General features: G+C 67.5%; 26 protein-coding genes. 20 read left to right on the forward strand and 6 right to left on the reverse strand.

What is annotated here, in order from left to right:
* Nucleotides 1-55: 55 nt before the first annotated feature.
* Nucleotides 56-697 carry a zf-HC2 domain-containing protein gene (locus tag ON45_RS06585; RefSeq protein WP_051062617.1) on the reverse strand — a complete coding sequence of 214 codons (642 nt, stop codon included), beginning with the start codon at nt 695-697 and terminating at the stop codon, nt 56-58.
* 55 nt (nt 698-752) lie between these two features.
* On the opposite strand from ON45_RS06585, the gene ON45_RS06590 reads away from it, so the two are divergent.
* The 11 genes from ON45_RS06590 to ON45_RS06640 all read left to right on the forward strand — a co-directional run bounded on the left by ON45_RS06590 (nt 753) and on the right by ON45_RS06640 (nt 9556).
* Nucleotides 753-1316, forward strand: a complete 564-nt coding sequence (locus tag ON45_RS06590) for a sigma-70 family RNA polymerase sigma factor (protein ID WP_040492839.1) — start codon at nt 753-755, stop codon at nt 1314-1316.
* Between the two features lie 23 nt (nt 1317-1339).
* Nucleotides 1340-2002 (forward strand): SCO family protein, encoded by a 663-nt coding sequence (locus tag ON45_RS06595; protein WP_148288559.1) that lies wholly within the window; start codon nt 1340-1342, stop codon nt 2000-2002.
* 9 nt (nt 2003-2011) lie between these two features.
* Nucleotides 2012-2416, forward strand: coding sequence for a cupredoxin domain-containing protein (locus ON45_RS06600; RefSeq protein WP_040492840.1), 405 nt, complete (start codon nt 2012-2014; stop codon nt 2414-2416).
* Nucleotides 2413-3447, forward strand: coding sequence for a hypothetical protein (locus ON45_RS22580; protein WP_040492841.1), 1035 nt, complete (start codon nt 2413-2415; stop codon nt 3445-3447). Before ON45_RS06600 ends, ON45_RS22580 begins: the two co-directional genes overlap by 4 nt.
* A 5-nt stretch (nt 3448-3452) precedes the next feature.
* Complete coding sequence (locus tag ON45_RS06610) at nt 3453-4073, forward strand: copper chaperone PCu(A)C (RefSeq protein ID WP_051062619.1); 621 nt, start codon at nt 3453-3455, stop codon at nt 4071-4073.
* A gap of 173 nt (nt 4074-4246) precedes the next feature.
* Complete coding sequence (locus tag ON45_RS06615) at nt 4247-5380, forward strand: acyl-CoA dehydrogenase family protein (RefSeq protein ID WP_158412250.1); 1134 nt, start codon at nt 4247-4249, stop codon at nt 5378-5380.
* Nucleotides 5377-5646: a LapA family protein gene (locus ON45_RS06620; protein WP_148288560.1), complete on the forward strand. Its 270-nt coding sequence runs from the start codon at nt 5377-5379 to the stop codon at nt 5644-5646. The genes ON45_RS06615 and ON45_RS06620 overlap by 4 nt, the downstream gene beginning before the upstream one ends.
* 69 nt (nt 5647-5715) lie before the next feature.
* A complete protein-coding gene (locus ON45_RS06625) occupies nt 5716-6534 on the forward strand; it encodes an alpha/beta fold hydrolase (protein WP_051062621.1) in 819 nt (272 codons plus the stop codon).
* A 165-nt stretch (nt 6535-6699) separates the two neighbouring features.
* Nucleotides 6700-7566 (forward strand): RecB family exonuclease, encoded by an 867-nt coding sequence (locus ON45_RS06630; RefSeq protein WP_051062622.1) that lies wholly within the window; start codon nt 6700-6702, stop codon nt 7564-7566.
* Entirely contained in the window at nt 7563-8150 is a 588-nt protein-coding gene (locus tag ON45_RS21190) for a phosphatase PAP2 family protein (protein ID WP_051062623.1), read from the forward strand. The genes ON45_RS06630 and ON45_RS21190 overlap by 4 nt, the downstream gene beginning before the upstream one ends.
* An 8-nt stretch (nt 8151-8158) precedes the next feature.
* Nucleotides 8159-9556 (forward strand): wax ester/triacylglycerol synthase domain-containing protein, encoded by a 1398-nt coding sequence (locus ON45_RS06640; RefSeq protein WP_040492843.1) that lies wholly within the window; start codon nt 8159-8161, stop codon nt 9554-9556.
* Nucleotides 9557-9560: 4 nt separating this feature from the next.
* On the opposite strand, the gene ON45_RS06645 is transcribed toward ON45_RS06640, so the two are convergent.
* Entirely contained in the window at nt 9561-9803 is a 243-nt protein-coding gene (locus ON45_RS06645) for a hypothetical protein (protein ID WP_040492844.1), read from the reverse strand.
* A gap of 196 nt (nt 9804-9999) precedes the next feature.
* Between ON45_RS06645 and ON45_RS06650 the strand changes: the two genes are divergently transcribed.
* Together ON45_RS06650 and ON45_RS06655 are read left to right on the forward strand one after the other, a co-directional pair.
* Complete coding sequence (locus ON45_RS06650) at nt 10000-10788, forward strand: SDR family oxidoreductase (protein WP_040492845.1); 789 nt, start codon at nt 10000-10002, stop codon at nt 10786-10788.
* A 30-nt stretch (nt 10789-10818) separates the two neighbouring features.
* Nucleotides 10819-11166: a hypothetical protein gene (locus ON45_RS06655; RefSeq protein ID WP_040492846.1), complete on the forward strand. Its 348-nt coding sequence runs from the start codon at nt 10819-10821 to the stop codon at nt 11164-11166.
* Nucleotides 11167-11199: 33 nt separating this feature from the next.
* Here ON45_RS06655 and ON45_RS06660 read toward each other — a convergent pair whose 3' ends face one another.
* Nucleotides 11200-11943: an SDR family oxidoreductase gene (locus tag ON45_RS06660; RefSeq protein ID WP_040492847.1), complete on the reverse strand. Its 744-nt coding sequence runs from the start codon at nt 11941-11943 to the stop codon at nt 11200-11202.
* Between the two features lie 3 nt (nt 11944-11946).
* The gene (gene nudC / locus ON45_RS06665) at nt 11947-12768 is read right to left on the reverse strand and encodes an NAD(+) diphosphatase (RefSeq protein ID WP_051062624.1); all 822 of its coding nucleotides are present in this window, start codon (nt 12766-12768) and stop codon (nt 11947-11949) included.
* Nucleotides 12769-12821: 53 nt separating this feature from the next.
* Between nudC and ON45_RS06670 the strand changes: the two genes are divergently transcribed.
* The 5 genes from ON45_RS06670 to ON45_RS06690 all read left to right on the forward strand — a co-directional run bounded on the left by ON45_RS06670 (nt 12822) and on the right by ON45_RS06690 (nt 17000).
* Nucleotides 12822-13316: a peroxynitrite isomerase gene (locus ON45_RS06670; protein WP_040492848.1), complete on the forward strand. Its 495-nt coding sequence runs from the start codon at nt 12822-12824 to the stop codon at nt 13314-13316.
* 81 nt (nt 13317-13397) lie between these two features.
* Nucleotides 13398-14576: a steroid 3-ketoacyl-CoA thiolase gene (locus ON45_RS06675; protein WP_040492849.1), complete on the forward strand. Its 1179-nt coding sequence runs from the start codon at nt 13398-13400 to the stop codon at nt 14574-14576.
* Nucleotides 14573-15583 (forward strand): adenosine deaminase, encoded by a 1011-nt coding sequence (gene add / locus ON45_RS06680; protein WP_040492850.1) that lies wholly within the window; start codon nt 14573-14575, stop codon nt 15581-15583. Before ON45_RS06675 ends, add begins: the two co-directional genes overlap by 4 nt.
* A 21-nt stretch (nt 15584-15604) precedes the next feature.
* Nucleotides 15605-16126, forward strand: a complete 522-nt coding sequence (locus ON45_RS06685) for a thermonuclease family protein (protein WP_051062625.1) — start codon at nt 15605-15607, stop codon at nt 16124-16126.
* A gap of 40 nt (nt 16127-16166) precedes the next feature.
* Complete coding sequence (locus tag ON45_RS06690; RefSeq protein ID WP_040492851.1) at nt 16167-17000, forward strand: ChbG/HpnK family deacetylase; 834 nt, start codon at nt 16167-16169, stop codon at nt 16998-17000.
* A 12-nt stretch (nt 17001-17012) separates the two neighbouring features.
* On the opposite strand, the gene ON45_RS06695 is transcribed toward ON45_RS06690, so the two are convergent.
* A complete protein-coding gene (locus tag ON45_RS06695; RefSeq protein WP_040492852.1) occupies nt 17013-17252 on the reverse strand; it encodes a hypothetical protein in 240 nt (79 codons plus the stop codon).
* A complete protein-coding gene (locus tag ON45_RS06700; protein ID WP_051062626.1) occupies nt 17249-18247 on the reverse strand; it encodes a PIG-L family deacetylase in 999 nt (332 codons plus the stop codon). Before ON45_RS06700 ends, ON45_RS06695 begins: the two co-directional genes overlap by 4 nt.
* Before the next feature lie 21 nt (nt 18248-18268).
* On the opposite strand from ON45_RS06700, the gene ON45_RS06705 reads away from it, so the two are divergent.
* On the forward strand, nt 18269-18982 hold the full coding sequence (locus ON45_RS06705; RefSeq protein WP_040492853.1) for a YbhB/YbcL family Raf kinase inhibitor-like protein: 714 nt from the start codon (nt 18269-18271) through the stop codon (nt 18980-18982).
* A 215-nt stretch (nt 18983-19197) separates the two neighbouring features.
* Entirely contained in the window at nt 19198-20349 is a 1152-nt protein-coding gene (cfa, locus tag ON45_RS06710) for a cyclopropane fatty acyl phospholipid synthase (protein WP_051062627.1), read from the forward strand.
* Nucleotides 20350-20402: the final 53 nt, after the last annotated feature.

Consider the following 20402-nt stretch of genomic DNA (forward strand, 5'->3'; position numbering starts at 1 on the left):
ATTCTCGGCCCGATTCCGTCTCACCTTCCGAGACGGAATCGGGCCGAGGACGTTTTCAGGCGCGCTGTGGCAGGCGCTCGCGGACGTTGTCCCGAATCGCTCCCCAGTCGGGCCGGCCGGGAGAGCCGGCGATCATCCACGCGAGAGCCAGCCCTGCGAGTTCGGTCAGGTGACTCATCTCCGACACCGCACTGCGACCGTTCTCCGCGATGTCGAAGCCGGCGCTGAGCAGCATCGTCAAGAGCAGCGCGCCGGCGAACGGGAGCATGCCGTAGGCGCGATGGGGCCGCCACGCGACGAATGCGAGCCCGACCCCGAGCGCCACGCCGAATGCACCCAGGTGCCGGGCGAGGTGCACCTCGGCCCCGCTCATCTGCCCTGCCACCAACGCCGCTGCGTTCTGCGCGATCAGCAGGAACGCAACCCATGCCAGCGCCGGTCGACGCCACCCGTTGCGACCGAGCACGGCGGGACGAGCACGGCTCAGGATCGCCGGGCGCAGATCGGGAACCGCAACCGCCGGGCGGAGCCGAACCCGCCGGTCGAGCTGCAGGAACTGCGCCGACAACTGCTCGCACGCCGGGCATCCCGCCAGGTGGTGATCGAGTTGCTTCATCTCGGGAGCGGTCGCCTCTCCATCCATTCGCGCGGAGAGGATCTCGTGTGCGGTGTCGCACGACAGCTGTTCGGCGTCCATGTGAACCAGGTCGCTCCGAGGACCGTTCTGGTTCCCGAGTCGCCAGACTGGAGGTGTGGACCATCTGACGCGACTCCTCCTTGCTGCACAGCAGGGTGATGCCGCGGCGCTCGACCGTTTCGTGGCCGAGACGCAAGCCGAGGTCTGGAACGTCTGCCGCTACCTCGGCGACGCGCGCGACGCGGACGACCTGGCCCAGGAGGTCTACGAGCGGGCGATCAAGTCGCTCCCCCGCTATCGCGCCGAGGGCGCCGCCCGCGGCTGGTTGCTCACCATCGCTCGCCGCGTGTGCGCCGACCACGTTCGACGGGCCCAGCGTCGTCGGCGCAAGGAGCAGGCGGCGGTCGACGAGGCCCACGTCCAGGCCGACTTCCTGCCGGACACCACGCTCGGCGTCGATCTCGACGTGCTCCTCGGGCAACTCGACGACGATCGGCGCACCGCGTTCGTGCTCACTCAGGTGCTCGGCATGTACTACGACGAGGCCGCCGAGGTGATCGGGTGTCCGGTGGGCACCGTGCGTTCCCGGGTCTCGCGGGCTCGACTCGATCTCGCCGCGATGGCCACGGCGACCGACGACGGCGAGGCGGACGATCTGCGGCCCACGGGAACGAAGTGAACGTTGCCGACGACCTGCAGGGCATGAACTCCCCAAGGCCCGAGCGACCGCGTCACCGTCGACTCCACCGGATCGGCGGCGTGGCGCTGGCTGCCGCCCTCGTCGCGTCCGCAGCGTGCGGCAGTGACGACGAGAGCGGCGGCGAAGCGTCCGACCCCGCGCTGTCCGGCGTCGTCCGCGATCCGGCACCCGAGGTCGACCTCGTCACGCTGCCGTCCCTCAGCGACCCGGGCGAGGAGGTCGAGTTCCGCGCCGACGAGGGCGAACTCCAGGTGGTCTACTTCGGGTTCACCAACTGCCCGGACGTGTGCCCGACCACGATGGTCGATCTGGCCGTTGCGCTCCGGATGCTCGACGACGATCAGGCGGACGATGTCGAGGTCGTGATGGCGACCGTCGATCCCGACCGAGATCTGGAGATTCTCGACGGGTACGTGACGTCGTTCGTTCCCGATGCGATCGCCGTGGGAACTCCCGACACCGAGTTGATCGCCGCGGCGGGTGAGCCGTTCGGCGCGAGTTGGGAAGTCCGCGAAACCGACGACGGCACGATCGAAGTCGATCATTCCCCGTTCCTCTACGCCGTGGACGACGAGGGCAAGCTGGTGCTGTCCTGGCAGTTCGGGGCCTCGTCGGAGGACATGGCCGCCGACATCAGCACGCTGCTCGAACGGGCCCAGGCCTGAGGCCACACCATGAAGGTCTCGGCATCCTCTCGCACCGTCCGCAGGACGTTCGTCGCAGTCGGGCTCGCATTGGCGATGTCGGTGGGTGCCGCGTGTTCCGGCGACGCCGACTCGGGTCCCGGGTTCGGAACCGAGGACGGAACGGCCGCGGCCACGTACGAGTACACGATTCCCGCAGGCGCCGGTGAAGCGCTCGACGCGGGCACGCCGCTCGAGATCCTCCCGGGCACGCTCGAGGCGTCCGTCGGCGAGACGATCGAGATCGTCAACCTCGACGATCGGGGCCACAACGTCGGACCGTGGTTCGTCGGCGCCGACGAGACGTTGCGCCAGGAGTTCACCTCGCCCGGTCGGTTCGAGGGCGTGTGCACCGTTCATCCGAGCGGTGAGTTGGTCCTCGTCGTCGACGCATGACGACGCACACCCCGCGCAGGCTCGGCCACCGGACACCGGTCGTCGCGGCGATCGTCGCGATCGTCCTGCTCCTCGGTGGCGGCACCGCACACGCCGATCCGGCGGGCCCCACCGACTACCGATCGGAGATCCTGTCGATCGAACCTGCGACCCCGTCGATCGCGATCGATGTGATCGGTGGCGACTCGTTCGTCAGGTTGCGCGCCGAGTCCGGTACCGAGGTGATGGTGCTCGGATACTTCGGCGAGCCGTACCTGTGGTTTCTTCCCGACGGTGACGTGCGCGAGAACCAGAACTCGCCCACCACCTACCAGAACGAGGAGCGATACGGCGCCGACGCTCCCGACTTCGCCAGCGCGGATGCCGAACCGGACTGGGAGACGGTGGCGTCGGCGGGCACATACGCCTGGCACGACCATCGCGCCCACTGGATGCAACCGATCCGTCCCGCCGGCCAGGAACCGGGCGACCAGATCCTCGAGCAGGTGATCCCGATCGAGGTCGACGGTGATCCGGTCTCGGTGACCGTCATCTCCACGTGGGAACCCGAACCGTCGATGCTCCCGGCGATCGCGGGCGGAATCGTCGGAGCGATCGTCGTCGGGGCGGCTGCCTGGTGGTCCCGACGGAACGCGGCGTGGGCGGTCGCACTGACTCCGATCGCCCTGGCCGCGACATTGGCGGGTTGGTGGCAGTACTCGTCGCTCCCGTCCGAAACCGACCCACGGCTGGTCTGGCCACTCCTCCCGGCGCTCGCGCTCGCCGCCTGCGTCGCTGCGGTACCGCTCAGGACCCGGTCACCGTTCGCCGCCCTGGCCGCCGGGCTCGTCGCGTCGAGCGAACTGATCGTGTGGGCGTTCATCAAACGCGACGGACTCAGTGCGGCGATCGTGCCGACCGATGCCCCGCAATGGTTCGAGCGATTCGTGCTCGTCGCGGCGTTCGTTGCCGGCGTCGGTGGTGTGGCGATCGCGCTCTACCGACTTTTTCTGGCCACGCCGGGAACCACGGCCGCCGCCGCGGCGACCTGACCGTCGTGAACCCACGCAACTCGAACCTTCCCCATCGCGCCCTGGCGCTCGTCGCCGTCGCCACGCTCGGTTTCGCCGCCTGCGGCTCCGACGACGCGAGCAGCGACGACACCGAGCAGTCCACCGACGCCGTCGAGGCCGACGGTGTCACCATGACCGACGCCTGGTCCCGCCAGCCCGCCGAGGGCCAGACCACGGCAGCGGTCTACGGGGTCCTCACCAACGACACCGACGAGACGGTCACCGCGATCTCGGCGACCAGTTCGGCCACCGACAACGTCGAACTCCACGAGGTGTTGATGGGCGACGACGACCAGATGACGATGCAGGAGAAGGAAGGCGGCTACGAGATCGCGGCGGGCGAGTCGCTCACCTTCGAGCCCGGTGGCGCCCACATCATGCTGCTCGACATCGACGCCGCGTCGTACCCCGATCCCGTCGACATCACGCTGACGTTCGACAACGACACCTCCGTCGAATTCACCGCGGAAGTTCGCGCCATCGACGGCGAGGACATGGACGACATGGACCACGACGGGATGGACGACACGGACCACTCGGAGATGGACGACGACGAGATGGACGACATGGACGACATGGACGAGGCTCCGACGACCGACGGCTGACCACTTCGTTCTCGTCGCGCATCGGCCCGGCAACCGGGTCGATGCGCGACCGGAACGAAGCAACGGCAGTCCATCGACATCGACCAGACGCCCACCCGCGGGTCGATGTCTCGTTCTCCCGGTGGACCGGCCACGATTCCATTCGACGCGTCGCGGCCGACGACACTGGCACCGTGACCGACGCCATCGACGTAGCCGAATTCCAAGCCGAGGCCGCTGCCTGGCTGGCGACCAACGCCTCGGACGCACCGCCCGACTACGGCGCGATCTGTCCCCCGGAACTCATCGAACGCGGCATCGCATGGCAGCGCCGGATTCGCGACGCCGGGTACGCGGGGATCCACTGGCCCACCGAGTACGGCGGCCGCGGACTGTCCGTCGAACACAACGGTGTCTGGCTTCTGGAGTGCGCTCGCGCCGGAGTGCCGCCGGTGCTGAACATGGTCGGTCTCGTCCTCGCCGGCGGAGCGATCCAGCGCTACGGCACCGACGAGCAGAAGCAGCAGCATCTCGCTGCCTCGCTCGACGCCGATCACGTCTGGTGTCAGCTCTTCTCCGAGCCGGGGTCGGGAAGCGATCTCGCGTCGCTGTCGACGCGGGCCGTGCGCGACGGCGACCGCTACATCGTCAATGGCCAGAAGGTCTGGTGTTCCGGCGGGCGCTACAGCAACTGGGGAATCCTCATGGCGCGGACGAAGCCGGACGGACCGAAGCACGACGGCATCTCGTTCATCCTCTGTCCGATGGACCTGCCGGGGATCGAGATCAGGCCGCTGAAGCAGATGACGGGCGAATCCGAGTTCGACGAGGTGTTCTTCACCGACGTCGAGCTCCCGGCGGACCATCTGCTCGGTCCCGAACACGGAGGGTGGGGCGTCGGAATGGCGGTTCTGACGAGCGAACGTGGGCACATCGGCACGGCGGTGATCTCGATGCAGCGCCGACTCGACCAGATGATGCGACTGGCCGCAGGACGCACCCTCGATCCGAGTGCTCGCCAGGAGATCGCCCGCCTCGTCTCGGTCGCGAGTGCCTACAAGGCCATGGCCCAGCGCCAGGGCCCCGTCGCATCGACAGCCGCGTCGCTGATGAAGCTCGGGATCACCCAGATGTCCTTCGATGCCGCAATGCTGCGCGGGGATCTCGCCGGGGCCGACGGTCTCCTCACCGGCACCGACGCGTCTGGCATGCTGGCGGCACCCGGTGGGCGCATCGCCGGCGGGACCAGCGAGGTCCAACGCAACATCATCGGCGAGCGACTGCTCGGGCTGCCGCGAGAACCACGATCCGAAACGAGAACACCATGAGCAACCGGCGAATGGACGACATCCCCGAAGGAGAATTCGGCGACGACGGTGACGGACCTCCCATCGCGTTGATCCTGGCCGGAGTGATCGCCGTCCTGGCGCTGATCTTCGTCATCCAGAACAGCGAGAAGGTCCAGACCGATTTCCTCTTCTTCAGCGTGGAGACGAGACAGTGGGTCGCGATCGTCGTCGCCATCGTGCTGGGTGTCGTCCTCGATCGACTGTTCTCGATCTGGTGGCGTCGCTCCCGGGACGACGACGACTAGCAGGTCTCGCCACCGAGCCGCGATTGGCACGCAACGCCGACCGCGAACGATGATGACGCGGTGCGGGTCATGTCGTCAGATCACGTCAGCGTCGCGATTCACGAGTTCGGTGGCGTTGGACGTCCGCTTCTGCTCTCGCATGCGACGGGGTTCCACGGCTACTGCTACCTGCCGATCGCCGACCGGCTGACGGATCGTTTCGAGTCGTTCGCGCTCGACTACCGCGGACACGGTTCGACGCCGCGTCCGGACGACTGGCAGGTCGACTGGGAGCGGTACGGAGACGATGCGCTGGCCGCCGCTCGTGCCGTCGCTCCCGACGGCGGTCTCATCGGGTTCGGCCATTCGATGGGTGGTGCCGGATTGCTGATGGCCGCGCATCGGGATCCCGGGCTGTTCGACCTGATCGTCGCCTTCGAGCCGATCGTGTTCCCGACCGACATGGACCGCTCCGAGACCGGGCCGTCCCCGATGGTCGAGGGAGCCCGGCGTCGACGCGAGTCGTTCGCGACGTTCGAAGCGGCGGTCGAGAACTACGCCTCCAAGCCTCCGATGCAGGATTTCGACCCCGACGTGCTGCGGTTGTACGTGGGCCACGGCTTCCGACCGTCACCCGAAGGGGTGCGCCTCACCTGCTCCCCCGAGCACGAGGCGCGCACCTTCGAGACCGGAGGAATCCACACCACCTGGGATCTCCTGCCCGAGATCGAGACCCGCGTCGTGGTCGTCGGCAGCGGGGACGAGATGGGCCCGGCCGAGATCGCACCCGGGATCGCCGAACGACTGCCGAACTCCGTGTTCGTCTCGCAGCCGGACTCGAACCATTTCGGCCCGTTCATCGATCCCGCCGGCACCGCCGACCTGATCGCCGACTTCGCCCTGCGGTGAGATGTGAGACCACCTGTCCGCCCGGATTCTCACGCAACGGCCGCCGGTGCGCACTGCGGTGAGATGTGAGACGAGCTGTCGGTCTCACATCTCACCGGAGCGGTGGAGCGACCGAGACTGGCGTGTGGGACAACTCTGGGGTACCCCGTCCCTACAGTGGGATCCATGACCGATCTCGCCGAGGCACCTGCTCCCGTATGGCCGATCCCGTCGTCGCTCTCGCCGTCGCGCGTGTCGTCGTTCACGTCGTGCCCCATGCAGTTCCGCTTCTCCTCGGTCCAACGGCTGCCCGAGCCGCCAGGTGTGGCCACGACGAAGGGTTCGGTCGTGCACCGAGCGCTCGAGCTGCTGTTCGTCCTGCCCGCCGGTGAACGCACGCCCGCCGCGCTCGCCCGGTGCCTCGACGACGCGCTCGAGGAGTACTCGACCGATCCCGACTACGTCGCCCTCCGACTCGACGAGACCGCTGCGCAGAAGTTCCGCGCGGATTGCGACAAGCTGATCGAGCGCTACTTCGACATGGAGGACCCCACCGCAATCCGCGACATCGGGCTCGAAGTCCGCATGGCGGCCAACGTCGGCACCCTCGAGCTGCGCGGGATCATCGATCGACTCGAACTCGACGACGACGGCGAACTGGTCGTCACCGACTACAAGACCGGGCGCGCGCCATCGGGCAACTTCGAGCAGAAGAGCCTGGCCGGTGTGCACTTCTATTCGTTCCTGTGCGAGGCGGTCCTCGGTCGGCGTCCTGCGAAGATCCGACTGATGTACCTGTCGAGCGGCGAGACGATCGAGACCGTGCCCTCGGCCCAGTCGGTCAGGTTCATCGACACCCGGACCAGCGCCGTGTGGAAGGCGGTCGAGCGGGCATGCACCACCGGTGACTTCCGGCCCAACCAGAGCCGCCTGTGCGACTGGTGCGGGTTCCAGCAGTGGTGCCCCGCGTTCGGCGGTGACCCTGATCGGGCCGAAACCGAGGCGGTTGCGGCGTACGAGGCACTGCTCGCTGATCCCGTCGCCGTCGGATGAGTGACGATCTGCGTCCGGACGACGTCCCGGGTCAACACGACCTCGGGCCCGCGGTCGAACACTTCGACGAAGTCGTCGACGAGCAGCTGGAGCGGGTGCGCGGCAATGCCGTGCTCGACCGGGTGTTCACGACAGCCAGCCACGTCGGCGACTTCAGCCTCATCTGGCACTCGATCAACCTGGCGCTCGGCATCCGCAACCGCAATCCGCGCCGGATCGTGATGTTCGCGAGCCTGATCGGGCTCGAGAGCCTCATCGTCAACCAGGGCATCAAGCGGATCTTCAAACGCAGCCGACCGACGCTCACCGGCGAGGACGGCCTCGAGGTCCGGACGCCGTTGACCTCGTCGTTCCCCTCGGGGCACGCCAGCTCGGCCACCTTCGCAGCAGTGCTGCTCGCGCATCGCACGCGCAACCCGGTCGCTGCGCTCATCTACACGGCTGCGTTCACGGTCGCCACGAGCCGGGCGTACGTGCGGATCCACCATGCATCCGATGTCGTGGCGGGTGTGGTCACCGGCGGCCTCCTGGCTGCAATCGCCCGCCGGCTGATTCGGCGAGCCGGGGCCGACGACCTACTCTGATCGACGCCATGAGCGGCATCGCCTACGAATCGAAGATGTCGGACGCCGAGGGCTTGATGTGGCGGGTCGAGAAGGACCCGCACCTGTCATCGACGTTCGGGAACCTGAGCTTCCTCGACCGTGCGCCCGACTTCGATGCCTTCCGACGCCGGTTGGAACGCGCCGCGATGGTCATTCCTCGGCTGCGGCAGGTGGTCCGAAGCAGCCCGGGCAACATCGCTCCCCCGACATGGGTCGACGACAGCGAGTTCGCCATCGACTCCCACCTGCGCCGTTTCGCGCTGCCCGCGCCCGCCGACGAACGTGCGGTGCTCGACCTCGCCGCCGCGATCGTGGCCGAGCCGTTCGACCGGCAGCGGCCGCTGTGGCAGTTCACGCTCGTCGAGGGGCTGATCGACGGTCGCGCCGCGTTGATCCAGAAGATGCACCACGCGATCGCCGACGGAGAGAGCGGGGTCCAACTGGCGCTCCAGTTCCTCGATTTCGAGCGCGATGCCGCGCCACCGGCGATGCCCGACGCCGACACGGTCGACGCAGCGACCGAGCAAGCATCCGTCGGCGACACCGATCCGGTCGAGGTGGTTCGCGAACTGCTCGCCGCCACATTGCGCGTGCCGGTCGGTGTTGCGCGACAGGTGCGTGACCTGCTCGCCGATCCCGCCCAGATCCCCGCCGCTGGAGCGGCCGCTGCCGACACGCTGCGCGGCATCGCCGGCCAACTGGGCGACGTGGATGGCGCTCGCAGCCCGCTCTGGACCGAACGGTCGCTCCGCCGCCGCCTCGAGATCACCTCGGCGCCGTTCCAGTCCACGAAAGCCGCGGCCAACGCACTCGGCGGCACGCTCAACACGGCGTTCATGACGATCGCCACCGACGCGGTCAGCCGATACCACCGCGAGCTGGGCGCTCCGGTCGACGACTTGCGCGCCTCGATGGCGATCAGCACCCGGACCGCAGACTCCGGAGCGAATGCGTTCACCCTGGTTCGCATGCTGGTCCCGACGGGGGAACTGGCGATCGACGAACGATTTCGGGTCATCCACGAGACGATCGACACCGCCGTCGAGGCCTCGCGTTCGGCCACGCTCGACTCGCTCGCCGCACTCGCCTCCACACTGCCCACTTCGGTGGTCACGCGACTCGCACGCCAGCAAGCGCAAACCATCGATTTCGCCACGTCGAATGTGAAGGGTTCACCGCTTCCGGTCTACGTCGCCGGAGCGAAACTCATGAGCAACCACGCTGTCGGTCCGCTCGGCGGGGTCGCGTTCAATCTCACGCTGCTCAGCTATGACGGGCGCCTCGACATGGGCGTGAACACCGACCGGGCCGCGGTCACGGAGCCGGAGATGCTCCGGCGATTCATCGATGAGGCCGTCGGCGACCTGGTGGCGTTCGCCGACTGATCGCTCAGCTGAGTTCGGAGGGGACCGGCTCGATGTCGTTGATCTCGACGGCAGGCGCGAGATGAACATCGGTGAGCAGTGTGCGGACGTCGAGCAGGAGGTCGGCGACCTCTCCGGTCGACACCAGGTCCCGCTGCATCATCTTCGCGAGGGCGCCGTCGATCACTCCGAGCGCCTCGTGGAGAACGGCGTCGTTGCTCGCCGCGTCGCTCGGGATGCCGTCGGTGACGTTCTGCTGATCTGTCATTGCCCTTCACGGTACCCGCCATGAGCAACTCGGGCGCGCACTGACGCCGAAGTTCACAGACCTGTGACAAGTCCGACTCCCGGTCGACGACGCGGAACCCGCATCGCTGAGTGGTGGCCAACCACCCTCGGACGGCGGTCCGCTCGCCTGGTGGCGGGAATGAGTCCGGATCGGAGACGACATCTACGATGCGGTGATGGATCTGCAGGGGAAGAACACCGTCGTCACCGGAGCCGGCCGAGGTATCGGCGCCGCACTCGCGCGCGAGTTCCACGCACGAGGAGCGAACGTCGTCCTGGCGGACCTCGCCGGCGCAGCCGAGACGGCAACGTCGATCGGCGGCGACCGCGTGGTCGGTCTCGTGGCCGACGTGTCGAGCGAGGACGGCAATCGCCGACTCATCGACGAAGCGAGCGCTGCATTCGGTCCGATCGATCTGTTCTTCGCCAACGCCGGTGTGGGAGGCGGAACCACACTCGCCGACACCGACGAGGACGCCTGGGCGGCCGCATTCAACATCAACGTCCACGCCCACCGGTGGGCCGCGAAGTATCTCCTTCCGGACTGGATCGAACGCGGAGACGGCTACTTCTGCTCGACCGCGTCGGCGGCCGGCGTACTCGCCCAGATCGGTTCCGCGCCGTACACGATGACCAAGCGCGCCGCCGTCGCCTTCGCCGAGTACCTGTCGATCACCTATGGCGATGCCGGGATCAAGGTCACCTGCCTCTGCCCGCAGGGCGTCAACACCGAGATGCTGCACGGAGGCGACGATCCGATCTCGGGAAGCAACGTGGTGAAGGCCGCCGCCGATGTCCTCGAACCCGACGATGTGGCGGTGGAGGTGGCCGACACGATCGAGGCGGAGACGTTCTTCGTGCTCCCCCACCCGGAGGTCGCCGACTACATGCAGTTCAAGGCCGCCGATCCGGATCGCTGGCTCGGCGGGATGCGCAAGCTCCAACGGCGCGTCGCGGAAGGCTGATCGGACCGCTCCGGACGCGTCCGCGAGACCGTGTACCGCTCCGTTTCAGCGCTGGCCCGACTCGGCCTCCGCCCCGGGGAAGCGATCCGGTTCAAGCGCAACGACAAGGGCCGCTACATCATCGGCAAGGTCGAAGGCGTCGAGACCGACGGCAGCGTGGCACTGCGCGACCCCGACGGGTCGGCGCGGTCGTTGCGCGCCGAGCGCGTCGAGATTCGCCGACCAGGTCCGTTCGGTCGACTCCGGTGGCAACTGGTGAGCGAGGTGGCGATCACCTGGGAACAACTCGAGCTGTTCGAAGCCGCACCCGAACCCGTCGAGCGCCCCGGTCGCCGCGTCACCATCCGTCGCAACGAACCCAAACTGTTCGACGACTGAATGTCCGTCGGTGCCAGTCACCAACGGACATCTTCAGCGGCCGCCGGAGCAGTCGAGTGTCGTTCCGGTGATGTAGGACGCCTCCGCTGATGCGAGCCACATGATCGCGGCCGCGACCTCGTCAGGGTCGCCCGGCCGCTTCATCGGGACGGTCGGTGCGACTCGATTCGCCCGACCCGGCTCGCCGCCGCTGGCATGGATCTCGGTGGTGACCACACCCGGACGGACGGCATTGACACGCACCCCCTCCTCGGCGAGTTCCTTGCCGAGCCCGATCGTCATCGTGTCGATCGCCGCCTTCGACGCTGCGTAGTCGACGTACTCGCCCGGGCTGCCGAGGTACGCGGCTGCCGACGACACGTTCACGATCGCTCCGCCGGCGCCACCGTGACGCGTCGACATGCGCCGGACCGCTTCCCGCGCGCAGGTGAAGGCCCCGATCACGTTGACGTCGAGCATCTTCCGCCACCGGTCGACGGTCATCTCGTCGAAGCGCTGCTGTGGCTGGACGATCCCGGCGTTGTTGACGAGCACCCGCAACGATCCGAGTCGTGCAGCCTCCTCGAACATCGCCGTCACCGCCGATTCGTCGGCCACATCGGCCTGGACGGCCACCGCCTGCACGCCGAATTCGGTGCATCGCTCCGTGGCGGATTCCGCAGCCGACCGGTCGTGAGCCCAGTTGACCACCACGTCATAGCCCGCGGCTGCCGCGCGGAGACACGTCGCTCGACCGATCCCACGTCCACCGCCGGTCACGATCATCACGTCACCCATGACCTACTCCGATCTCCAGGCGTTGATGATCTTGCCGGCGATCGAGATCTCCGGCGGCGTCATCGGCAGATCGTCCTTGCGATACCACCCGGCATCGACGATCTCGTCCTCCTGGCACACGATGTCACCGTCGACGAAGTTCGCCCGGAATCCGACCATCAGGCTGTGCGGGAACGGCCACGGCTGACTGCCGACGTAGCGCACCTGGTCCACCTCGATGCCCACCTCCTCCTGCACCTCGCGCACGACCGAACCCTCGAGGTCCTCCCCCGGCTCCACGAATCCGGCCAGGCAGGAATACATCGGAATCGGAAAGTTCGCACCGCGTGCGAGCAGCGCCTCCTGCTCGGGGCCGTCCGGGCCACGGGTGACGAGCGTGATCATGGCCGGGGCCACGCGTGGATACGCGAGCAGCCCGCACGCCGGGCATCGAAGCCCCCGTTCGCCCGGCGACGGTTCGGTCGGAGTGGCACAGCGCCCGCAGAAGCGGTGCGTCCGAGCCCATTCGGCGGTCTGCACCGCTCGACCCGCCGCCAACCATTCAGCCGCCGACGCGACGCCGAAGTAGTTGCGCAGGTCGACCGCCGCGCCGTACGACGGGTCGGGCGATTCGGCGGGCACATCGACCGCCCACCATCCGATGCCCTCCACGATGCCGACGAAGTGACGCGGCCAGCCCTCGTCGTCGATGCGGTCGTCGACGAACACGGTCGTCCCGATCACGTGGACGTAGCGATGCTCGCCGGCGAATCCGTCCGGCACCTCGTTCAGCGGTTGGTACAGCAAAGCCGTGTTCATCGACAACAGACCGAGTTGAGCGCTCACGCCGACATGCGTAGCACGCGACCCGGATCGGCGCCCGGCCCTACGATCGAACCATGTCGCCAGCACTCCATCCGGCCGTCGCGATCCTCGCTCCGCTCCTCGGCACCTGGAGCGGTCGGGGTGACGGTGAATACCCGACGATCGACTCGTTCGAGTATGACGAAACGATCACGTTCGGTCACGTGGGCAAGCCGTTCCTCGCCTATCAGCAGAGGACGAAGGCGACCGATGACGGCCGTCCGCTGCACGCGGAGACCGCCTACTGGCGAGTGCCGGCCGAGGGATTGGCCGAGATCGTGGTTGCCCATCCGACCGGCATCACCGAAGTCCTCGAAGGATTCGCCGCGCCGAACAGTGCCGGCGACACCGACACGCTGATCATCGACGTCCGATCGACCTCGATCGCGTCGACCGCCACGGCCAAGGAGGTCACCCGCACAGAACGGACCTTCGAAGTCACCGGGGACACGCTGCGCTACACGATGCGGATGGCGGCGGTCGGCCAACCCCTCACCCACCACCTCAGCGCCACCCTCCACCGGGAATGAAGAATGTCCATCGGTGCCTGGCACCGATGGACATCGTCGGCGAATTCGTCGGAACGCGGTCGGTTGCGTAGCGTCGGGGGCATGTCAAATGTCGTGATCGTCGATGCTGTCCGCACCCCCATCGGGAAGCGCAACGGTGGCCTGTCCACCATGCACCCCGCCGAAACCCTGGGCCTCGTCCAGAAGGCGCTGATCGAGCGCACCGGAATCGACCCCGCAGAGGTCGAACAGGTCGTCGGCGGCTGTGTCAGCCAGGCCGGCGAACAGGCCTTCAACATCACCCGCACGGCGTGGCTCGGAGCCGGTCTCCCCCTCACCACCGCGGCCACCACTGTCGACACGCAGTGCGGCTCCAGTCAGCAGGCCACCGGTCTCGCCGCTTCGCTCGTCGGTTCCGGCGTCGTCGACGTCGCGATGGCATGCGGTGTCGAGGCGATGAGTCGCGTGCCGATCGGTGCGAGCGGCGCCAAGCAGCTCGGCCTCGGCATTCCGATCCCGCCGCCGTACTTCGACGAGTACGAGATGACCTCCCAGTTCGAGGGCGCCGAGCGCATCGCCGACAAGTGGGAGATCACCCGTGAGGACACCGACGCGTTCGGTCTCGCTTCCCAGGAGCGTGCGATCAGGGCCTGGGAGGAGGACCGTTTCGCCGGTCAGTACATCACGGTCGAGGCGCCCGACGTCGACGAGGACGGCAAGCCGACGGGCTCCACCCACGTCGTCGCCCGTGACGAGGGCCTGCGCGAGACCAGCCTCGAGAAGCTCGCCACGCTCAAGCCGGTCGCTCGCGAGAATGGCGTGCACACTGCCGGCAACGCCTCGCAGATCTCCGACGGTGCTGCGGCACTCCTGATGATGACCGAGGAGAAGGCCGCGGAGCTCGGCCTGAAGCCGATGGCTCGCGTCGTCGACAGCTGCCTGGTCGGCACCGATCCGGTGTTGATGCTCACCGGCCCGATCGACGCGACGCAGCGCCTCCTGAAACGCAACGAGATGTCGATCGACGACATCGACGTGTTCGAGATCAACGAGGCATTCGCATCGGTCGTCCTCGCCTGGGCGAAGGAAACCGGCGCCGACCTCGAGAAGACCAACCCCAACGGCGGTGCGATCGCGCTCGGCCACCCGCTCGGAGGCACCGGAGCGTTCCTCATGACCAAGGCGCTCTACGAGCTGGAGCGCACCGGCGGCCAGTACGGCCTGATCTCGATGTGCTGCGGTGGCGGTCTCGGAACCGGAACCATCATCGAGCGGATGTGACCGAACTGCTGCTCGACCTCCCCAAGGTCGAGCTGCACTGCCACCTCGAAGGGTCGATGTCGGCGGCGACGGTCAAGGAACTCGCGTCACGCCACCGGCCCGACTGGTCGCACGTCTGGTCGGGAGACATCCCGGATCACTTCTCGTTCACCGACTTCCCCGACTTCGGTCGTCAGTACCTCTTCGGCCTGTCGCTGCTGCGCGACTCGGAGGACCTCGCGATCGTGACGGACGATCTCGCCGCAACGCTCGCAGCGCAGAACGTCGCGTACGTCGAGCTGACGTCGACCGCGTACAGCCACCTCCATGTCGGCGGAATGGCGCGCGAGGTCTACCGGGACGGCCTCGACGAGGGCCGGAGACGAGCCGCAGCCCGCGGAGTGCACGTCAGCTGGGTCATCGACATCCCCCGCGACCTCGAGATGCCCGACCAGACCGACACGATCGACTACCTCGAATCAGGGCTCACTCCGGATGGGCTGGTCGGGATCGGTCTCGGCGGGTACGAGGTCGGGTTCCCGGCCGAACCGTACGCGGAGCATTTCGCACGGGCGCGGGCGCTCGGGCTCCATTCGGTCCCGCACGCCGGTGAGACCGAGGGGGCCGACAGTGTTCGTCAAGCGGTGGACGCATTGGGCGCGGAACGACTCGGGCACGGCGTTCGCGTCCTCGAGGATCCCGAGCTCACCGAGCGCGTCGCCGACGCAGGAATTCTCTGCGAGGTCTGTCCGACGTCGAACGCTCTGCTCGGTGTCGTCGACACGATCGAGGACCACCCGCTCGCCCGAATGATCGATTCGGGACTGCGCGTGTCGATCAACACCGACGATCCCGGCTGGTTCGACACCGACCTGATGACCGAACTGTCGATCGCGACGACGCTCGGGATCGATGCCGACACGCATCTGCGAATGCAGCGCGACGCGCTCGCTGCGTCCTACGCCAGCTCGCCGGTGCGCCGCCGCATCGCGGAGGAACTCGACGCCTACGAGCGGGCACATTCCTGAGCACGACGGTAGAACGACACCGTGAATCGTGTCGTCATCGGGGTTGTCGCGGCCATCCTCGCCGTCGCGGCCACCGGTTGCGACTCCTCGAGCGATGAGACGACACTCATCGTCCCCGACGGGACCGTCGAGGCGAACGCCGTCGTCGATCGGGTCGTCGACGGCGACACGGTCGACGTGATCATCGACGGACGCGAGGAGCGCATCCGGTTGATCGGGATCGACACACCGGAGACGAAGCGGCCGAACTCCCCGGTCGAGTGCTACGGCCCGGAGGCCAGCGCGTTCACCGAGGCATTGTTGCCGGAGGGAACGTTGCTGCGCATCGAACGCGACGTCGTCGGTCGAGACGACTACGGCCGGTTGCTCGGCTACCTCATTCGGGTCGACGACGGCTTGTTCGTCAACGACGAGATCGTGCGCAGGGGTTTCGCCCAACCGCTGTCGATCGCACCCAACACCGTTCATGCCGATCTGTTCGTCGACGCTGCGAGAACGGCCGAACGCGACGACCTCGGGCTGTGGTCGGCCTGTTCCGGATGACCCGGACCGGCAGTGTCGACGGGACGTTAGGGTTTCCGACGTGACGACGCTCACCGAACGGCTCGGCCACTCTCCGGACTCCAAGCTGGTGATCCTCTCCTGCGACGACCTCGGTGCCAGCCATGCGTCGAACGAGGGCGTGTTCGCCGCACTCCACGACGGCCACGCCACGTGCGCATCGCTGATGGTGCCGGCTCCGTGGGCGTGCCACGCCGCCAACAACGTTGCCGACGGTGACGACATCGGCGTTCACCTCACGCTGAACTCCGAGCACGGCTGCTACCGATGGGGGCCGGTCACCCATGCGCCGTCCCTCCAGTCGGGCGAGGGCGGTTTCCCGCGCACGCTCGAGGATCTGTGGGAGCACGCCGACCCGGCCGAGGTGTTGCGCGAACTCCGCGCCCAGGTCGAGCGGGCGGCCGTGTGGGGTGTCGATGTCACCCACCTCGCCCCGCACCTCACGGCGATCACGCTGCGGCCCGAGTTCTTCGACGTGTACCTCGAACTCGCCTTCGAGTACCAGCTCCCGATCCGCCTGCCCTCGACGATCACCGCCGAGCAGGCCGGCTTTCCGTTCCGCAAGCTGGCCGAGGAGGAAGGCGTCGTGTTCCCCGACCACTTCGACCACGACTGGCGACCGGGCAGCCGGACGCGCGTCCTCGACGCCGTCGCCAATCTGCAGCCGGGCGTCACCGAGATCCACGTGCAACCGGCGATCGACACGCCCGAGGTCCGCGCGTTCGCCGGTGACCTCGCCGACGGGTGGATCAACGACCTCGCGCTCGTCCAGAGCGACGAGTTGAGCGATGCGCTCGACGCCGCGGGTGCCGTGATGATCGGCTTCCGCGAACTCCGCGACGTCATGCGCTCCTGACGACGCGGGCGTCTACACGGTCGTGACGAGGTCGGCGAGCGCCGTCGCCGCGTCTCCCGACTTCAAGAGCTCCAGGATCTCGCCGGAGTGGCCACTCGCCTTCAGCTTGCCGCGCATGAAGGCGACGGTCGGATCGAAATCCGCGGCCGCCGCGTCGACCGCGGGAACGGTCACCACGATGTCGGCGTCGTCGGGACCCTCGATCCGCTCGTCCTTCTTGGCCACAACGATGCGGTACTGGACGGAACTCATGCGTCGACCTCGGCCCGGAGACCCGCGAACAGGTCTCGTTCGCTGTCGTCCTCGGGGATCGGCCCGACGCGATTGCGGGCGAGGATCCAGTCCTCCCACGGGTACGTCTCGGCCAACTGCTGATCGTCCAACCCGAACCACCAACCCGCACTCGGGTCGATCTGGGTCGCGTGGGCCCGCAAGGCCCCGGTTCGGGCCCACTGGAAGTCGCCGACCTCGATCTTGGTGGTGATGCGATGATCCTGGCCCTCGCGCTCGAGCCACTCCTCGGAGAACGGTGATTCACCGGTGTACTTGAGCATCGCTTCGTGCACGGCGAGGATGCGGGCCTTCGCCCAGACCGCGTAGTAGAGCTTCGCCGGCTCGAACGGTTCGCCCAGTTCGGGATACCACTCGGGATCGCCGGCACGGTCGAACGCGAGCACCGAGATGTCGTGCACCTTCAGATGGTCGGGATGTGGATATCCCTTCTGGTCGTCGCCGTACGTGATGATCACCTGGGACCTCACCCGCCGGATCACGGCGACCAACCGCCCGACGGCCTCGTCCAGATCGGCCTGGTGGAAGCAATTCGGGTGCTCGTTCGGCTCGGTCTCGGCCATGCCCGAGTCGCGGTATCCCAGCATGACCACCTCGTCGAAACCGATCACCGCAGCGGACGCTGCCAGTTCGGCTTCGCGCAACGACGCGACCTTGACCTTCTCCTCTTCGGGTGTCATCCCGTGGAACGGCTGGCCCTCATCGCGCAGCGTCGGGTTGTGGAGATCGCCCTCCTCGCCGCCCGTCGCGCACACCAGCACCGTCCGTGCTCCCTCGGCCTTGTACTTGGCCAGGGTCGGTGCGCCCTTCGAGGCTTCGTCGTCAGGGTGAGCATGCACGGTGAGCACGGTCAGCGGAGAGTTCACGTCGGACACCCGATCGAGGATACCGATGTCGAGGGGAGCGGCATCGACGCTGCGGCGAGGTGCCCGCCGCCGACGGTGGAGGACGTTCACGATGCCGTACGCTCGCCACCCGTGAGCGACTCCTCCCCCGTCACGCGTCCCCGCCGATTCCTCACCACGGCGGCCGTCACGATCGCCGGTGTCGTCGCCCTTGCCGGATGCGATACCGGTGACGGAACCACGCTGCGCGAGCCGACCGCGCCGACCACCTTGCCTCCACCCGAGACCACATTGCCGGGTGAGCCGGTCGCCGAAGCCAGCGTGTCGTCCACCGCGTCGTTCGACACGGTGCCGATCGAGATCGACGACATCGAGAGCGTGCCGCCCCCGGACACCGGAGCCATCGAGCTGACGATGCCCTGGGCGGACGGTGCCGCGGTCGACATCCGGTACACCTGCGACGGGAACAACGCCGCACCCGCGATCACGTGGACCGGAATGCCCGAGGAGACCGTCGAGGTCGCGGTCGCGATGGTCAACGAGTCCGATCTCACGGCGGGCCGCCCGTTCATCCAGTGGGTCATGGCCGGAATCGATCCCAGCCTCGACGGCCTCGCCGAGAACGAGGTTCCCGCGGGCGCAGTCCAGGGCATCAACTTCTTCGGCGACGTCGGGTACACCGGGCCGTGTCCCGACCCCGGGACCGTCGACGACTACACGTTCACGGTCTTCGCCGTCGAACAGCAACTCGAACTGGCCGACGAGACACCCGCGGCGCAGATGCTGGACGTGATTCTCACGGTTGCGATCGATTCGGGGAGCAGTTCGTCGTTCGCTCGCCGCTGAGCACGGTTGCCCCCGCGACACAGATTCGGCAGGCCGCCCCGACCGGTCGACTACTTTGGTCGCGAAAGGAATCGGCCGATCGACTCGAAACTCCAGCGTGAGTTCGGCGTCGCGGCCCTCGCAAGGAGGAGGTGCATCATGGCGTCGGACCTCACGTCGCCCAGAATCCTGACCGACGTCGGTTCGCACGAGGAACCGCGATGACGGTCTCGCCGATGACCCACACCGGCACGGGGACTGCCGCATCGAGGTCGCGGGTGAGGCGATACGTCGCAGCGATGCTTGCTCCCGCCGACATCCGCCTCGACGGCGACCGGCCGTGGGACGTCCGAGTTCACGACGAGCGGACCTTCCGCCGGGTGCTCACCGCCGGAACGCTGGGGCTCGGCGAAAGCTACATGGACGGCTGGTGGGATTGCGCCGCGATCGACCAACTGGTCGAACGATCACGACGACTCGAGATCGACCGCAGGTTGTCGCCGCCGCTGAAGTGGGCGCGAACCGTCGAAGCCCGAGTTCGGAATCTCCAGTCGCCGCGACGCGCGTTCGAGGTGGGCGAACGGCACTACGACATCGGCAACGACCTGTACGAGCGGATGCTCGATCGGCGGATGATCTACAGCTGCGGATACTGGCGCGACGCGACCGATCTCGATCAGGCCCAGGAGGCGAAACTCACCCTGGTGGCGAACAAGCTCGGCCTCGAGCCCGGGATGCGAGTGCTCGACATCGGCTGTGGATGGGGAGGTGCTGCCCAGTTCTTCGCAGAGCGCTACGGATGTGACGTCGTGGCGATCACGATCTCGAAGGAACAAGCCGCGCTCGCCGGTCGCCGATGCGCGGACCTCCCGGTCGAGATTCGCATCCAGGACTACCGCGACGTCGACGAACGGTTCGATCGGATCTATTCGATCGGCATGTTCGAACACGTCGGCATCAAGAATTACCGCGCCTACATGAACACGGTCCGGCGATGCCTCAGCGATCCGGACGGGCTCACCCTGTTGCACACGATCGGCACGCGACGCTCGGCAACCGCGGCCGACCCCTGGATCGCCCGGTACATCTTTCCGAACTCGTTGCTGCCGTCCGCGAAGCAGATCACCGCAGCGGCCGAGGACCGGTTGGTGCTCGAGGACTGGCACAACTTCGGCGTCGACTACGACCGCACGTTGATGAACTGGCACGAGCGGATCTCACGCGCGTGGGGCGATCTCCCCCGCTACGACGAGCGGTTCCGGCGGATGTGGGACTTCTATCTGCTGTCGTCGGCCGGTTCGTTCCGTTCGAACGCGATCCATCTCTGGCAGATCGTCTTCTCCCGCGACGGTCTCCCCACCCCCTATCACCCCGACAACATCCGCTGACCCCGTTCTCGTGAACAGGTCTGGCGCTCCGTGCGCGAACTGTTCACGGGTTG

This window comes from Ilumatobacter nonamiensis YM16-303 (assembly GCF_000350145.1).
Taxonomy (GTDB): domain Bacteria; phylum Actinomycetota; class Acidimicrobiia; order Acidimicrobiales; family Ilumatobacteraceae; genus Ilumatobacter_A; species Ilumatobacter_A nonamiensis.

Coding starts and splice junctions, on each gene's coding strand:
- ON45_RS06675 (WP_040492849.1), top strand. CDS start 13,398: ATGTCAAATGTCGTGATCGTCGATGCTGTCCGCACCCCCATCGGGAAG.
- ON45_RS06670 (WP_040492848.1), top strand. CDS start 12,822: ATGTCGCCAGCACTCCATCCGGCCGTCGCGATCCTCGCTCCGCTCCTC.
- ON45_RS06630 (WP_051062622.1), top strand. CDS start 6,700: ATGACCGATCTCGCCGAGGCACCTGCTCCCGTATGGCCGATCCCGTCG.
- ON45_RS06640 (WP_040492843.1), top strand. CDS start 8,159: ATGAGCGGCATCGCCTACGAATCGAAGATGTCGGACGCCGAGGGCTTG.
- ON45_RS22580 (WP_040492841.1), top strand. CDS start 2,413: ATGACGACGCACACCCCGCGCAGGCTCGGCCACCGGACACCGGTCGTC.
- ON45_RS06620 (WP_148288560.1), top strand. CDS start 5,377: ATGAGCAACCGGCGAATGGACGACATCCCCGAAGGAGAATTCGGCGAC.
- ON45_RS06625 (WP_051062621.1), top strand. CDS start 5,716: ATGTCGTCAGATCACGTCAGCGTCGCGATTCACGAGTTCGGTGGCGTT.
- ON45_RS06600 (WP_040492840.1), top strand. CDS start 2,012: ATGAAGGTCTCGGCATCCTCTCGCACCGTCCGCAGGACGTTCGTCGCA.
- ON45_RS06645 (WP_040492844.1), bottom strand. CDS start 9,803: ATGACAGATCAGCAGAACGTCACCGACGGCATCCCGAGCGACGCGGCG.
- cfa (WP_051062627.1), top strand. CDS start 19,198: ATGACCCACACCGGCACGGGGACTGCCGCATCGAGGTCGCGGGTGAGG.
- ON45_RS21190 (WP_051062623.1), top strand. CDS start 7,563: ATGAGTGACGATCTGCGTCCGGACGACGTCCCGGGTCAACACGACCTC.
- ON45_RS06595 (WP_148288559.1), top strand. CDS start 1,340: ATGAACTCCCCAAGGCCCGAGCGACCGCGTCACCGTCGACTCCACCGG.
- ON45_RS06650 (WP_040492845.1), top strand. CDS start 10,000: ATGGATCTGCAGGGGAAGAACACCGTCGTCACCGGAGCCGGCCGAGGT.
- ON45_RS06660 (WP_040492847.1), bottom strand. CDS start 11,943: ATGGGTGACGTGATGATCGTGACCGGCGGTGGACGTGGGATCGGTCGA.
- ON45_RS06695 (WP_040492852.1), bottom strand. CDS start 17,252: ATGAGTTCCGTCCAGTACCGCATCGTTGTGGCCAAGAAGGACGAGCGG.
- ON45_RS06585 (WP_051062617.1), bottom strand. CDS start 697: ATGGACGCCGAACAGCTGTCGTGCGACACCGCACACGAGATCCTCTCC.